This is a genomic window from Serratia surfactantfaciens (assembly GCF_001642805.2).
Classification (GTDB): Bacteria; Pseudomonadota; Gammaproteobacteria; order Enterobacterales; family Enterobacteriaceae; genus Serratia; species Serratia surfactantfaciens.
The window spans coordinates 943,615-958,171 of record NZ_CP016948.1 but is presented as its reverse complement, the minus strand read 5'-3'; the positions used below and the strand labels follow the sequence as shown (position 1 = coordinate 958,171).

The window sequence follows — 14,557 nt, the reverse complement described above, 5'->3', positions numbered from 1 at the left end:
GTACTCAGAAAAGAGTTTGTCGATTAGTTTCAATACTGATTAAACTTTCATTGAGCCCACGTTGAATCCCAATATGCTATGCTAGAAATGGCCTAAAAGCATTATTACACAATTACCTCGCAATAGCGCACGATTACCTCAATACGCACAGAGAGAGGTGAATTTGGAAAGCGCTATGACTGGCACGACATTCCAGCCAAACGTATTTATAATGAAAGCCGTTCAGCCCATTCCCGGAAAGCTTTGCCCTGAGTAGGATGACGCAAACCGTATGTGACAAAAGCACGCAAGTACCCCAGTTTTTCACCACAGTTGAACGACTCCCCAACCAACTCTGTTGCCTCTACCGGTTTGTGTTTCAACAATTCGGCAATCGCATCAGTCAGTTGAATACGCCCCCAGGCTCCCGGTTTGGTCGTCTCCAGAAGAGGCCAAATATCCGCTGACAACACATAACGTCCCACCGCCGAGTAGTTGGATTCCAACTTGGTTTCCGGCGCCGGTTTTTCGATAATCGACGTGATACGAGCACTTTCGCCGGGAGCCAGACTGCTGGCTTCACACTGCACCACAGAATAGTCATGCAGGACGTGTTCATCCGCCATCTGAACCAACACCTGGCTCAGGCCGGTCTGTTCAAAGCGCGCAATCATGTGTGACAGATTGTCTTTCTTCAAATCGGCTTTTGCGTCATCCAGCAAGATATCCGGCAATAGAACGACAAATGGCGAATCACCGACCAGGGGTTTAGCACAGAGCACCGCGTGGCCCAGCCCCTTTGGCTGCCCCTGGCGGATATGCATCAGCGTGACGCCTTGTGGCGTTATCGACTGCACCTCATCCAACAGCTGCCGTTTCACACGAGCCTCTAGCATCGCCTCCAATTCGAATGAGGTATCAAAATGGTTTTCGATGGCGTTCTTGGAAGAATGCGTCACCAAGATGATCTCTTTGATCCCGGCAGCAACACATTCATTGACAATGTATTGAATCAGCGGTTTATCTACGATCGGCAACATTTCTTTCGGAATCGCCTTGGTCGCCGGAAGCATACGCATACCTAGCCCTGCCACAGGAATAACCGCTTTCAACTTCGTCATGGTAGACCTCATTCAATCTGATGATCACTTTCAGCCGCAGTGGCAACAGCCTGTTACTTGTTCAATGTCTGCTTAAGCCAGCGGCTGAAGTTCTCGCCTTCCGAACCGTGGCGCAATCCATATTGCACAAACGCCTTCATATAGCCAAGTTTGTCGCCGCAATCATGCGACTTGCCGCTCATATGGAACGCTTCCACCGTTTGATCTTCCATCAACATCGCGATCGCATCGGTCAGTTGGATCTCATCGCCTGCGCCGGGTGGCGTCTTTTCAAGCAATGGCCAAATATCGGCAGAAAGCACATAACGACCCACAACCGCCAGATTGGAAGGCGCATCCTCGCGAGCCGGCTTCTCTACTACCGCCGTCATCGGCGCGCTTTCACCTGCAGCGATCGTCACGCCGGCGCAGTCAACTACGCCGTATTTGGACACATCCTGTTCCGGCACCGGTTCAACCATAATCTGGCTGAATCCCGTCTCGTCGAAACGCTGGAGCATTCTGGCCAGATTCTCCGTGCGCAGATCCGCGGTTGCATCATCCAGCAAAACATCCGGAAGCAGCACCACGAAAGGAGAATCACCTACCATCGGCTTGGCGCACAATACAGCATGTCCCAGCCCTTTCGCCTGCCCCTGGCGCACTTGCATCACGGTCACATCCGGTGGGCAAATGCTTTTTACTTCGGCCAACAACTGACGCTTCACGCGCGCTTCGAGCATCGCCTCCAGTTCAAAGGAGGTATCGAAATGGTTTTCAATCGCATTTTTTGATGAGTGGGTAACCAAAACGATATCTTTGATGCCCGCCGCTACGCACTCACTGACGATGTACTGAATTAAGGGCTTATCGACCACCGGCAACATTTCTTTAGGGATGGCTTTGGTTGCCGGCAACATTCGGGTTCCCAAGCCCGCTACAGGAATCACTGCCTTGAGTCTTTTCTGCATTTTCATTCCAATTCATCGTGGCGCTGCATCCCCGCGGCAAGTAAAAAGGGAACACTCATCAAGCATGCTACCGCCCTTGGCTTGCAGCTACCAAAGTACTGTTATTGACGTTTTCACTCACGTCACCCCGTGAGCCAAATCACTTTTTGTAAAGCGGCATTTGCGATTAATCTGGATTGCCGCACCGCTCACAAAACAATAAAAAAACTGGAGCCTTTATAACCAAACAATGTTAGTTACTGACGTTTATATGGCTAGGATTCTTATACTAATGTCCAAGTGATACAAGCCTTAGATCCCCCCAGCCTGCCGTTTTCAGAATAAGACTACTCATGCCACATACCGTAACGAGTCCCTGACGAGGAGAGACATTTTAATATTTTGATTTAAATAGATTTATAGAGACGTTCTTTTTATGAGCGGGGCATATTCCGGCAAAAACAGCCTGATACCGCACGCTGCTTTCATGCCCAGTATCGGCGGACAATATTTGTTGCGCAAAGTCTTGCAACGCCCGTTTTTGTCGACATGTCCCGGATTAAAGTTGAATTTTGCCGCCTCAGCGCCCATCATTCCCCTGCGGCATAAGCCGTAGAACTTACAGGTGAAATTGGGCGTATGGAATGGATCGCTGATCCAACAATTTGGGCCGGCCTGGCCACCTTGGTCGTGCTGGAAATCGTTCTGGGTATAGACAACCTTGTCTTCATCGCCATTCTGGCGGATAAACTACCAAAACAACAAAGAGATAAGGCTCGAGTCGTCGGCCTGCTGCTGGCGTTGGTGATGCGTCTGGCGCTGCTCGCCTCCATCTCGTGGCTGGCGACGCTGACCAAACCGATGTTCATCGTTGCGGAGCACCCCTTCAGCGGCCGCGATCTGATCATGCTGGTCGGCGGGATATTCCTGCTGTTCAAAGCCACCATGGAGCTGAACGAGCGGCTGGAAGGCAAGGATGAAGAGCAGCACGGCACACGCAAAGGCGCGCGTTTCTGGCCGGTAGTGGCGCAGATCGTGGTGCTGGACGCCGTCTTCTCACTCGACTCGGTGATCACCGCGGTCGGCATGGTAGACCACCTGGCGGTGATGATGATCGCGGTCTGTATCGCCATCGGCCTGATGCTGCTGGCCAGCAAACCGTTGACGCGCTTCGTCAACGCTCACCCGACTATCGTCATCCTGTGCCTGAGCTTCCTGCTGATGATCGGCTTCAGCCTGGTGGCGGAGGGCTTCGGCTATCACATTCCGAAAGGCTACCTCTACGCGGCGATCGGCTTCTCGGTGATGATCGAAGCCTTGAACCAACTGGCGCAGTTCAACCGCCGCCGCTTCCTGTCAAAGGTGCGGCCGCTGCGCGAACGTACCGCCGAGGCGGTGTTGCGCATGCTGAGCGGTAAACATGAAGAAGCAGAAGTCGACAGCCATTCGGCCAACCTGCTGGCGGACAGCGATAGTGAAAACGGCGAGATCTTTAACCAGCAGGAGCGGCGCATGATCGAACGCGTGCTGGGCATGGCGCAGCGCACGGTCAGCAGCATCATGACCTCGCGTCATGACGTCGAATATCTTGAGCTGAACGATCCGCAGGAAAAGCTGACACAATTGCTGGAACGTAATCAACACACGCGTATCGTGGTGGTGGAAAGCAGCGCTAGCGACGAACCGCTGGGTGTGATCCACACCATCGACGTCCTCAAACAGCAGTTGGCGCAGGCACCGCTGGATCTGCGTGCGCTGATACGCCAACCGCTGATCTTCCCGGAACAGCTCACGCTGTTAAGCGCCCTGGAGCAATTCCGTCAGGCGCAGACGCACTTCGCTTTTGTGGTCGATGAGTTTGGCTCGGTCGAAGGTATCGTCACCCTGACGGACGTGATGGAAACCATTGCCGGCAACCTGCCGGAGGCCGGCGAAGAGGTGGACGCACGCCACGACATTCAGCAAAACGAAGACGGCAGCTGGATTGCCAACGGCTATATGCCGCTGGAGGATCTGGTGTTGTATCTGCCGATGCCGCTGGAAGAAAAGCGCGAATACCACACGCTGGCGGGGCTGCTGATGGAGCACAGCCAGCGCGTGCCGCAAGAAGGCGAGCAAATCAAGATCGGTGACTACCAGTTCGAACCTTTGGAGGTCAACAGCCACCGCATCCTGAAAGTGAAGATCACCCCGCCTCCCCCACCGGAGGACTACGAGGTTTAACATTGAGGCCGGGCATTGCCCGGCCTTTCTTTACTGGGGAACCAGCAGCTCCGTCGCCACGATCACCACCACCAATCCGACAATCACCGGCACCGATGTGCGTTTTACCACGTCAAACGGCGAGATTTTCGCCATGCCGGAAACCGCCACCACCACGCCTGAGACCGGCGACAGCGTGCGGCCGAGGTTAGACGCCTGCAGCATCGGGATCACCAGATAGGCCGGATTCACGCCCATCTGCGCCGCCAGTTTCGGGATCAGTTCGACAAACGCGTAAAACGGCGCATTGCCGGAGCCGGTGGTCATCGCCGCCAGCATGGTGATTACCACCAAGACCAGCATCATGATCAAACCACCGGTGCCGAACGACTGCGCCAGCCCGATCAATCCGCTGATAAAGCCAACGGTGCTCAACCCTTGCGCGAAGACGCCCGCAGCCACCAGCAGCATCACCACGCTGGCGAAAGCGTCCGCCATGCCGCGATAGGCCACTTCCAGGCCGCTGAATACCTGTTTGGCGCTGAAGCTGCGCAGAAACTCGATCGCTGCCGCCAACAGTATGCACCCTACCAACACGGTGATGATGTGCAGCTCCGGACCCCACTTGCCGTCAAAGATCAACACACCGAGGATAGGCGTAAACGGCAATAGCGCGTAGAACCCCGGTGCATGGGTTTTGATCTCGCTGACGTCCATGATGTGATGCTGTTCATTGCCCTTTCTGTCGAGATAACGCTGCCAGAAAAAGTGCGCCACAGCCATGCAGACGATAGCGGCGATCGAGATCGGCAGCGTGGTTTTGAACGCGAAGTCCACCAGCGGCATCTCCGCCGCCTTGGCCGCCAACACCACGTCGCCGGAGGTTGGCGCCAGAATAATCGCCGCCGGCGAAGCGCAAATGGCTGCCGCCGCGCCACGGCTGATGCCGACGTTCACCATCAACGGGAACAGCGTCGCCATCAGCAATACGCCAAGGCCGGTGGCGGAAGAAACCGCCAGCGACATCAGGCAAGCGACAAAGTACGCCGCCACCATCAGCAGATAAGGCGAGTTGATCATCTGCAAAGGGCGCGAGGCCAGCTTGACGACCACGTCGTTGGCACCGATATGCGTCATGTAGGCGGCAAAGCCGCACAGCATCATGATCATCATACCCAGATCGCCGCCGCGGCTCATCAGCAAGATCTTGACGTACTCGATCATGTCGGTCGCGCGCCAGCCGGTAGACGCAGCGCCGGACGGCAGCAGCGTTTTCCCCATCAGGGCGCTGATGCCGAGCAGCAGCAGCCCTCCCACCATCAAGACGCCGGTGGCGGAATACCCCTTGATGATGTAACGGCCCACGCCCGCCGCTACTAAGGCGCCAATAAGAAGCTCTATCATGTTTCCTCAACTCGTCATGTTTTCGCGCTCAGGCGCATAGTCATAGCAGAACAGGCCCTTACTTTGCACAAACTGAGCGCGGGTCTTCATGACCTTCATCAAGGTAACGGAGGGAAATATTCACGGGAAATGTCGATATTGATGCGGGCCACAAGACGGCCCGCATCAGGGATGATTAGAGTTTGTCGAGCAGCTTTTTCAGATCCTGGCCTTCGCGCGAATCCTTGTTCTTTTCAGCCCACTTGTTCAGCGCATCCTTGGCCCGATCCTGCAGCGTTTTACGCAGCACCTGATCGACCTGCAATTGATAATTCAGCTGTTGCCACGGCCCGTAGACCCGCAGCGGGATCGGCGTTTTTTGTAGCTGTTCGATCAGCTCGCCGCGCCCTTGCCAACCGCCGGTGACGCGCACGTTAAGCGCCATATCACACTGTTTGCCCGGCATATCGATGCTGCCGGTGCCGGTCAGCGCCAGCAAAGGCGAATCCGCCGTCAGGCCGCTGAGTTTGACCGTGCCCTGGTTCAGGGTAGCCTGCGCCGAAACGCTTTTGACTTCGGTATAGCGCTGATAGCTGTCTTGACCGCGCACGCTGTTGTCATTGCGCGCCACGGCCTGTTGGATCAGCTGCTGGATGTTCAAACCGTGCAGTTGCGCATCCTGCATCGCCAGCTGCGCCGTACCACGCCAGCGGTGCTCAAATGACTGTGAAGAGAGGCGATCGCCGGTCAGATCCCCTTTCATGCTGAACTTGCCGGTCAGCATCTGCGGCATGTCGAAGGCTTTGAGCACCGTACCCAGCTCAATCTGGTTCAGCGTCGGCTGCACGCTGATGACCGGTTTATTGCCGCGCGCATCCAGCGATCCTGGCAAGGAGAAATCCCCGCCAGCCAATTGCCCGGCAAGCTTATGCAGCGTCAACAGACCGCGTTGGTTGTCCGCGGTAACGGCCAATTGGGTGACGTTCATGCCGCGATAGGTCAACTGCGCCGCTTGCAGGTTCAACTGCGCATTGAAATCGCGCAGCGCCTCTAAATTCTGCTGCCGATCGTCAACCTGGCTCGCGATCACCGGGGCGGCAGTCACGGCCGGTTGCTCGGCAGTATTGCTGCTGGATTGCCAGCCGGAAAGCGCATCGAGATCGAGGTTAGCCGAATTGAGATTCACCACATAGCCCGGCACCGCCCCCAGCGTGGCGCTGATATCGCCGGCCAACTGGCTGTTGTTGGCGCTGACGTTCAGTTGGCTGACGGCAATCTGCGCCGGCGTCTGTTGATAGACTACCTGGGCATTGCCCTCGCCCTGAATGCCGCCGTTAAGAATGTCCGCCCCGGCCAGTTGATAATTGAACTGGGTCACTTTGGCGCCGATCTGGTGTGGGAACTGCTGCAGGTCGACATCGGCCGCCATGCTGAAGGTCAGGTCACGCTGATCGCGGTTGACCCGGCTGGACAGTTCAAGCTGCGCCTGCCGTTTCGCCGTTTGCTGCAGGGTGAGATTGATGTCCCGAACATTGATTTGATCGTTGTCGGCGCGCTGCCAAATCAGCAGGCTGTCCACGACCCGCAAGTCATCGATATCAAACTTCCAGGCCGCATCTGCCGCGTCAGTGCCGCTGCCGGCCGGAGCTATCGGCGCATCCACCTGCGAATGTTCTTCACTGTCGGGCGTGAGGCGAATGACGGCGTTTTTCAGCATCACCTGTTTCACAAACAGCTGATGCGACAACAGAGGCAACAGTTTGACATCGAGGCGCATGTTTTCCGCACTGACCACCGGCGCCTTGGCGCCCGGCGCAGTCAGCGTCATGCGCCCGGCCAAAATGCTGAGCTGCGGCCAGATATGCCAACGCAGATCGCCTTCGAGCGTCAGCTGATAACCGCTTTTCTGCTCGACCTTCTTGACCATGTAACCGCGAAAATCATTCGGATTCACCAGCAGCACCAGTGCGGACATCCCCGCCACCACTACCACCAGTAAAATCGCCAATGTCGTCAGTAATCTTCTCATGCCACCCTCTTGTCAGCGCCACACCGACGGTGCATCCCGCGCCGTTAGTCCTTGTCGATTCGACTGGCTACTGCGCCCTGCTGATCGCGATATTTTGCGTCCTGGCGGCTGTTGTACGGCCGGGCCGCCGGGCCGGACAACGGCTCAAAACTCAAGGCGCCGATCAGCATCCCCGGCCGCAGCGCCAGCGGCAGCTTGCCGGAGTTGTAAAACTCCAGCACGATGCGCCCATGCCAGCCCGGGTCGATGCGGTGCGCGGTGACGTGCACCATCAATCCCAGACGCGCCAGGGAAGAACGGCCGTCGAGCCAACCCACCAGATCATCCGGTAGCGTCACGGATTCGAACGTCACCGCCAGGGCCAGCTCACCGGGATGGAGGAAAAACGCCTCGCCTTCCGGCAGGACAATTTCGTCGCTCATCACGCGATCCAACGCAGCGCTGACTTCATCTTTCGGCCCGCTGAGATCGATAAAAGGCGCGGTATGGCCACTGAACACGCGGAACTGATTGCCCAAACGGACATCTACTGTGGCCCCGTTGATGCGTTCGAGCGGCGGACGCGGGGAAATAACCAGTTTCTCGCTATCCAGCCAGGCTTCTATATCGCGGTCGCACAGTCTCATGTGTTTCTTCTCCATCAAAACGCGTAACTAAACAAAAATTGCCACACAACGGGCGAAAGGTCTACGCCGGGCTGCAAATAGTTGGCCGTCGGCCGGAAATGCACATTTCCGGCCATTAAGCGGCATTATTCAAAGAATTGGCTGATTTTGGCTTTCAGAATATCGATCGCGATGCGGTTTTTGCCACCGCGCGGGACGATGATATCGGCGTATTGTTTGGAAGGTTCGATAAACTGCAGGAACATTGGGCGCACGGTCTTCTGGTATTGCGCCATCACCGAATCCATCGAGCGGCCGCGCTCGTTGACGTCGCGCTTCATACGGCGCATCAGGCAGATATCGAGCGGCGTGTCGACAAAGATCGAGAAGTTCATCTCCTGGCGCAAACGAATATCCGTCAGCAGCAAGATCCCTTCCAGAATGATCACTTTTTTAGGTTCCAGATGAACGGTTTCTTTCTTGCGCGTGTGTTCGGTGTAGCTGTACAGCGGCAGTTCGATCGCTTTGCCGGCCTTCAGCATCTGCAGATGCTGGAACAGCAGATTGTGATCCATGGCGCTCGGGTGGTCATAGTTGGTTTTGACCCGTTCTTCCATGGTCAGGTGAGTCTGGTCTTTATAGTAACTGTCTTCTGGAATAACGCCGATGTGCTCATCGCCGACCTGTTCGCGGAGTTCGCGGTACAACGTGCTGGCAATAAGGCTTTTTCCGGAGGCAGATGCGCCAGCTATACCAATAATGACGCACTGATGCGGATTGTCAGTCATAAAATTAAAGACCTGATTTCGTAATGTGAAGGGGGGAACTAAAACGCGACAATTATAGGGAGTCGTCGGGGTTTGCGCCACTGTATATTGCGCGACGACCGGCGAATTCGGGCTATCGCGTCTTATCGGCAAGGTGGTATTTTAAGAATCTCACGGCTAGGGCAATGCCCGGCAACAGGTTAAACTCCAGCGCTGACTTCTGGACCCCGTAGTCTTTCATCGGAGAGTGATGTGCTGGATTGGTATTTTCTGACTTTTTTCGGCGACAGCATGCTGCTGTTGCCCTGCGCGCTGATTCTGTTTCTATTGCTGCTCACGTCTTCCGCCACCCGTGCGGCAGGCTGGCAGTGGGCGCTGATCTTCGGCTTCACCGGCGGGGTGGTCTGTCTGTCCAAACTGGCCTTTATGGGCTGGGGTATTGGTAACGCAAGTTATGACTTCACCGGATTCAGCGGCCATTCGGCTCTCGCCGCCAGCATCTGGCCGCCGCTGCTCTGGGCGTTGAGCGGCCGGTTTTCCCATCCGGTGCGCAGCCTTGCGCTATTGACCGGATGGATATTGCCTTTCGCTATCGGCGTGTCGCGGCTGGAAATTCGCGTGCACTCGGTATCCGAGGTGATCAGCGGGCTGATTTTAGGCTACCTGGCCAGCGCCCTGTTCCTGTGGTTGCAACGCGCCAAGGCTCGCCCACGCCTCTCCTGGCCCCACCTTGTCATCGCACTGGCCTTGCCGCTGGCGCTGGTGGGGCACCGGCAACCGGCTCCCACCCAGGGATTGCTGGAGCATATCGCCAAAACGCTGGCGCAGATCGAACGCCCTTATACCCGTGCGGATCTGCACAAGCCTACCCATACCCCATAAAAAAACCCGGCGCTTAAGCCGGGTTCTTTCATCATTATTCCAGGCAAATTACAGCGCGCGGAACGCAATCTCCGTCGGGATCGCCTCGCCCTGCCAGTACATCTGCGCGGCTACGCGGCCGGCGAGCTGGCGATACATCTCGGCGAATTCGCTGTCCGGGCGGCTGATCACCGTCGGCGTACCGCGATCCAGGTCTTCACGCAGCGAGATATGCAGCGGCATCTGACCCAACAGACGACTGTGGTATTTCTGCACCAGCTTCTCGGCGCCGCCGGTGCCGAAGATCGGCTCATGGTGGCCGCAGTTGCTGCAGATATGCACGCTCATGTTCTCGACAATGCCTAGCACCGGCACGTGCACTTTTTCGAACATCACTATGCCCTTGGCGGCATCCAGCAAGGCGATATCCTGCGGCGTGGTGACCACCAGCGCGCCGGTCACCGGAATGTTCTGCGACAGCGTCAGCTGGATGTCGCCGGTGCCCGGCGGCATGTCCAGCACCAGGTAATCCAGATCCGGCCACAGCGTATCCTGCAGCAGCTGCATCAGCGCCTTGCTGGCCATCGGGCCGCGCCACACCATGGCGTTGTCGTCGGTCACCAGGTAACCGATGGAGTTGGTCGCCAGGCCGTGCGCCATGATTGGCGCCATGTGCTGACCGTCCGGCGAGGTCGGTCGCTCATGTTCGGTGCCCAGCATGTTCGGGATTGACGGGCCGTAAATGTCGGCGTCAAGGATACCGACCTTGGCGCCTTCGGCGGCCAGCGCCAGCGCCAGGTTGACGGCGGTGCTGGATTTCCCCACCCCGCCTTTGCCGGAGCTGACGGCGATGATGTTGCGCACGCCTTTGATCCCAGCCTGGCCGTTGGCGCGTTTCAGCGTCGTGATGTCGTGTTTCAACTTCCAGTCGATGGCGGCGGCGCCGGTCACGCGCAGCAGCTCAGGGCCGACGCTCGCCTGCAGCGCTTCAAAGCCGCTCTGCCAGGCAAACGGCATCGTCAGTTCGATATGCAGTACATCGTCCAATAATGCGCAGTGATGAATAGCCTTCAGCGCAGTCAGGTTGTTTTTCAACGTCGGGTGTTCAAAGGCGGCCAGTACACCGGTCACCAGGGCGCGCAGAACTTCGGGGTTGGTCTGCTCAGGGGATTTTGCGTTCATCCCGGCTCCTTGATTTTGAATGAGTCGCTTCCGGCTAAGCATATCAGAACTGCCCGGTAGCTGGCGCGTATAACCTGTAAGAAACCGCCCTAGCAGCGAAGGGCGCGATCGGTTAACATCGAAGGCCCTTTTATTCATTACAGAAAGCAAGTTCTCACTATGGCTCAAGTCGCGAAAAAATTATTGGTGACGTGCGCGCTACCGTACGCAAATGGTTCCATCCATCTCGGCCACATGCTCGAGCACATCCAGGCGGATATCTGGGTGCGTTACCAACGAATGCGCGGCCACGAAGTGCATTTCATCTGCGCGGACGACGCGCACGGCACGCCGATCATGCTGAAAGCGCAGCAACTGGGCGTCAAACCGGAAGAAATGATCGCGGAGATGAGCCAGGAGCACCAACAGGATTTCGCCGGCTTTGGCATCAGCTATGACAACTACCATTCGACCCATAGCGACGAAAACCGTGAGCTGTCCACCCTGATTTACAGCCGCCTGAAAGAAAACGGTTTTATCAAGAACCGCACCATTTCTCAGCTTTACGATCCGGAGAAAGGCATGTTCCTGCCGGACCGTTTCGTGAAAGGCACCTGCCCGAAATGCAAATCGCCGGATCAGTACGGCGACAACTGCGAAGTGTGCGGCGCCACCTACAGCCCGACGGAACTGATCGATCCGAAGTCCGTGGTTTCCGGCGCGACGCCGGTGATGCGCGACTCCGAACACTTCTTCTTCGATCTGCCGGCCTTCAGCGAAATGTTGCAGGCGTGGACGCGCTCCGGCGCGCTGCAAGAGCAGGTGGCGAACAAAATGCAGGAGTGGTTCGAATCCGGCCTGCAGCAGTGGGACATCTCCCGCGATGCGCCTTACTTCGGCTTTGAAATCCCGGATGCGCCGGGCAAATACTTCTACGTCTGGCTGGACGCGCCGATCGGTTATATGGGTTCCTTCAAGAACCTGTGCGACAAGCGCGGCGATCTGGACTTCGACGAATTCTGGCGCAAAGAGTCCACCACCGAGCTGTATCACTTTATCGGCAAGGACATCGTCTACTTCCACAGCCTGTTCTGGCCGGCGATGCTGGAAGGCAGCAACTTCCGCAAACCGACCAACCTGTTCGTGCACGGCTACGTGACGGTGAACGGCGCCAAGATGTCCAAGTCGCGCGGCACCTTCATCAAGGCCGGTACCTACCTGCAGCATCTGGACGCCGACTGCCTGCGCTATTACTACGCCGCCAAGCTCTCTTCACGCATTGATGACATCGATCTCAATCTGGAAGACTTCGTACAGCGCGTAAACGCCGATATCGTCAACAAGGTGGTGAACCTGGCTTCACGCAACGCCGGCTTTATCAACAAGCGCTTCGACGGCAAGCTGGCCGACAGCCTGGCCGATCCGGCGCTGTACCAGACCTTCGTCGACGCGGCGCAGAGCATCGCCGAAGCCTACGCCGGCCGCGAGTTCAGCCGCGCGATCCGCGAGATCATGGCACTGGCCGATCTGGCCAACCGTTACGTGGATGAGCAGGCACCGTGGGTAGTGGCGAAGGAAGAAGGCCGCGACGCCGATCTGCAGGCCATCTGCTCGATGGGCATCAACCTGTTCCGCGTGTTGATGACTTACCTGAAGCCGGTGCTGCCTTCGCTGACCGAACGCGCCGAAGCGTTCCTCAACGCCGAGCTGAGCTGGGACACGATCCCGCAGCCGCTGCTGGGTCACCAGGTAAACGCATTTAAAGCGCTGTTCAACCGCATCGATCTGGACAAGGTCAGCGAGATGGTCAACGCCTCGAAGGAGGACATGGCCGCCGCCAAACCGGTGACCGGTCCATTGGCCGATGATCCGATCCAGGAAACCATCACCTTCGACGACTTCGCCAAGGTAGACATGCGCATCGCACTGATCAAGAGCGCCGACTTCGTCGAGGGCTCCGACAAGCTGCTGAAGCTGCAGCTGGATCTGGGCGGCGAATCGCGCCAGATCTTCTCCGGCATTCGCTCCGCTTACCCGGATCCGAAGGCGCTGGAAGGCCGTCTGACCATCATGGTCGCCAACCTGGCGCCGCGCAAAATGCGCTTCGGCGTGTCAGAAGGCATGGTGATGGCGGCGGGCCCTGGCGGGAAAGAGATCTTCCTGCTGAGCCCGGACAGCGGCGCGCAGCCTGGCATGCAGGTCAAGTAATCGCACTAACGCGCGGTTTCAAGGGTCGAGCTTGCTCGGCCCTTTTTTATTGCCCCAAACTCAGAGTTATAAGCATTAAGAAAAAGTCATAACCGCGCTGATTCCCAGGCCCGCCGCATCCGGCTATGATGCTCCGAAACAACAAATAGACGTCCAGACAGAAAGACTGCTATAACAGACCTTCGCCGGGACCGTTTCCCTGCCTTTTTGGAGCCTATAATAATGAAAAATCTCAAGACTTCGCTGCTCGCCCTCAGCCTGCTGTCCGCTCTGCCGCTGCAGGCGGCGGAACAGGCCGCCGTGCCGGTTGCCATCGCTCAGCATCAGGGGCCGGTGCGCATCGCGGTGATCCGTAATCTCGGTTCCGACGACAACACCACGCAATTTCTGGCGGGCGCCATTCAGGAAGGGCGCAAACTGGGCTTCAAGGTGGATACCTTTCTCAGCAACGGCGACGACGCGCGCTTCCAGGACTTCGTCAACCAGGCCATCAGCCAGAAATATGACGGCGTCATTCTCTCGCAGGGGCGAGCCCCCTATTCCACCGATCTGGTCAAACGCCTCGCGGCGGCCGGCATCGCCGTCGCGGCTTTCGATACCGACGTCAGCGGCAGCATTCCCGGCATCACCGTCTCGCAGCAGGACGACGCTTCGCTGGCCAACGCCTCCTTCGGCCAGCTGGTGAAAGATTTCAACGGCCAGGCCAACATCATCAAACTCTGGGTGGCCGGCTTCCCGCCGATGGAGCGCCGCCAGGCCGCCTATCAGCAGTTGCTGAAACAGCATCCGGGCATTCATGAGCTGGAATCGATCGGCGCGGTCTCATCCGACGTACAGGGCGATACCGCCAACAAGGTGGGCGCGGTGCTGGCGAAATACCCGAAAGGCAAGATCGACGCCATCTGGGGCACCTGGGATGCCTTTACCCAAGGGGCTTACAAGGCGCTGAAAGAGAACGGACGCACCGAAATCAAACTGTACAGTATCGATATCTCCAACCAGGACTTGCAGCTGATGCGTGAGGCCGACAGCCCGTGGCAGGTCAGCGTCGCGGTGGATCCGAAACTGATCGGCGCGATCAACCTGCGCCTGGTGGCCAACAAAATCGCCGGAGAAAGCACGCCGGACAACTACCAGTTCAAAGCGACGGTCATTCCGCAAGCGCTGTTACTGGCGCAGCCGGGGCCGGTCAACGTCGCCGGCCTGGCGAAGATCATCCCCGGCTGGGGCAGCAGCAGCGATTTCGTTCAGCCGTGGTTCGCCACGCTGCAGGCAGAACACGGTAAATAATGCTGTTTTTCACGGGGCTGCC

At 57.4% G+C, this 14,557-nt stretch carries 11 protein-coding genes; 4 read left to right on the top strand and 7 right to left on the bottom strand.

Annotated elements, in window-relative coordinates; genetic code table 11:
- Positions 1 to 206 precede the first annotated feature (206 nt).
- Together galU (ATE40_RS04605) and galU (ATE40_RS04600) are read right to left on the bottom strand one after the other, a co-directional pair.
- Positions 207 to 1,100: a UTP--glucose-1-phosphate uridylyltransferase GalU gene (galU, locus tag ATE40_RS04605; protein WP_063919066.1), complete on the bottom strand. Its 894-nt coding sequence runs from the start codon at positions 1,098 to 1,100 to the stop codon at positions 207 to 209.
- Positions 1,101 to 1,153: 53 nt separating this feature from the next.
- Positions 1,154 to 2,050, bottom strand: coding sequence for a UTP--glucose-1-phosphate uridylyltransferase GalU (gene galU / locus ATE40_RS04600; RefSeq protein WP_063919594.1), 897 nt, complete (start codon positions 2,048 to 2,050; stop codon positions 1,154 to 1,156).
- Between the two features lie 618 nt (positions 2,051 to 2,668).
- On the opposite strand from galU (ATE40_RS04600), the gene ATE40_RS04595 reads away from it, so the two are divergent.
- Positions 2,669 to 4,252 (top strand): TerC family protein, encoded by a 1,584-nt coding sequence (locus ATE40_RS04595; RefSeq protein ID WP_019454404.1) that lies wholly within the window; start codon positions 2,669 to 2,671, stop codon positions 4,250 to 4,252.
- A 30-nt stretch (positions 4,253 to 4,282) separates the two neighbouring features.
- On the opposite strand, the gene dcuC is transcribed toward ATE40_RS04595, so the two are convergent.
- The 4 genes from dcuC to udk form a co-directional block, all read right to left on the bottom strand.
- Complete coding sequence (gene dcuC / locus ATE40_RS04590; protein WP_025159973.1) at positions 4,283 to 5,635, bottom strand: anaerobic C4-dicarboxylate transporter DcuC; 1,353 nt, start codon at positions 5,633 to 5,635, stop codon at positions 4,283 to 4,285.
- 175 nt (positions 5,636 to 5,810) lie between these two features.
- Positions 5,811 to 7,643 carry an outer membrane assembly protein AsmA gene (asmA, locus tag ATE40_RS04585; protein WP_025159974.1) on the bottom strand — a complete coding sequence of 611 codons (1,833 nt, stop codon included), beginning with the start codon at positions 7,641 to 7,643 and terminating at the stop codon, positions 5,811 to 5,813.
- A 44-nt stretch (positions 7,644 to 7,687) separates the two neighbouring features.
- On the bottom strand, positions 7,688 to 8,269 hold the full coding sequence (gene dcd, locus ATE40_RS04580) for a dCTP deaminase (protein WP_019454407.1): 582 nt from the start codon (positions 8,267 to 8,269) through the stop codon (positions 7,688 to 7,690).
- 125 nt (positions 8,270 to 8,394) lie between these two features.
- The gene (udk, locus tag ATE40_RS04575) at positions 8,395 to 9,036 is read right to left on the bottom strand and encodes a uridine kinase (RefSeq protein ID WP_004938922.1); all 642 of its coding nucleotides are present in this window, start codon (positions 9,034 to 9,036) and stop codon (positions 8,395 to 8,397) included.
- A 231-nt stretch (positions 9,037 to 9,267) separates the two neighbouring features.
- On the opposite strand from udk, the gene ATE40_RS04570 reads away from it, so the two are divergent.
- On the top strand, positions 9,268 to 9,897 hold the full coding sequence (locus tag ATE40_RS04570; protein ID WP_063919065.1) for a phosphatase PAP2 family protein: 630 nt from the start codon (positions 9,268 to 9,270) through the stop codon (positions 9,895 to 9,897).
- Positions 9,898 to 9,945: 48 nt separating this feature from the next.
- Here ATE40_RS04570 and apbC read toward each other — a convergent pair whose 3' ends face one another.
- Entirely contained in the window at positions 9,946 to 11,058 is a 1,113-nt protein-coding gene (apbC, locus tag ATE40_RS04565) for an iron-sulfur cluster carrier protein ApbC (RefSeq protein ID WP_019454410.1), read from the bottom strand.
- A gap of 159 nt (positions 11,059 to 11,217) precedes the next feature.
- Between apbC and metG the strand changes: the two genes are divergently transcribed.
- Positions 11,218 to 13,245, top strand: coding sequence for a methionine--tRNA ligase (gene metG / locus ATE40_RS04560; protein WP_063919064.1), 2,028 nt, complete (start codon positions 11,218 to 11,220; stop codon positions 13,243 to 13,245).
- A gap of 222 nt (positions 13,246 to 13,467) precedes the next feature.
- A complete protein-coding gene (locus ATE40_RS04555; RefSeq protein WP_063919063.1) occupies positions 13,468 to 14,535 on the top strand; it encodes a sugar ABC transporter substrate-binding protein in 1,068 nt (355 codons plus the stop codon).
- The last annotated feature ends 22 nt before the right edge of the window (positions 14,536 to 14,557 follow it).

Coding starts and splice junctions, on each gene's coding strand:
- apbC (WP_019454410.1), bottom strand. CDS start 11,058: ATGAACGCAAAATCCCCTGAGCAGACCAACCCCGAAGTTCTGCGCGCC.
- ATE40_RS04555 (WP_063919063.1), top strand. CDS start 13,468: ATGAAAAATCTCAAGACTTCGCTGCTCGCCCTCAGCCTGCTGTCCGCT.
- asmA (WP_025159974.1), bottom strand. CDS start 7,643: ATGAGAAGATTACTGACGACATTGGCGATTTTACTGGTGGTAGTGGTG.
- ATE40_RS04595 (WP_019454404.1), top strand. CDS start 2,669: ATGGAATGGATCGCTGATCCAACAATTTGGGCCGGCCTGGCCACCTTG.
- dcd (WP_019454407.1), bottom strand. CDS start 8,269: ATGAGACTGTGCGACCGCGATATAGAAGCCTGGCTGGATAGCGAGAAA.
- dcuC (WP_025159973.1), bottom strand. CDS start 5,635: ATGATAGAGCTTCTTATTGGCGCCTTAGTAGCGGCGGGCGTGGGCCGT.
- galU (WP_063919066.1), bottom strand. CDS start 1,100: ATGACGAAGTTGAAAGCGGTTATTCCTGTGGCAGGGCTAGGTATGCGT.
- udk (WP_004938922.1), bottom strand. CDS start 9,036: ATGACTGACAATCCGCATCAGTGCGTCATTATTGGTATAGCTGGCGCA.
- metG (WP_063919064.1), top strand. CDS start 11,218: ATGGCTCAAGTCGCGAAAAAATTATTGGTGACGTGCGCGCTACCGTAC.
- galU (WP_063919594.1), bottom strand. CDS start 2,050: ATGCAGAAAAGACTCAAGGCAGTGATTCCTGTAGCGGGCTTGGGAACC.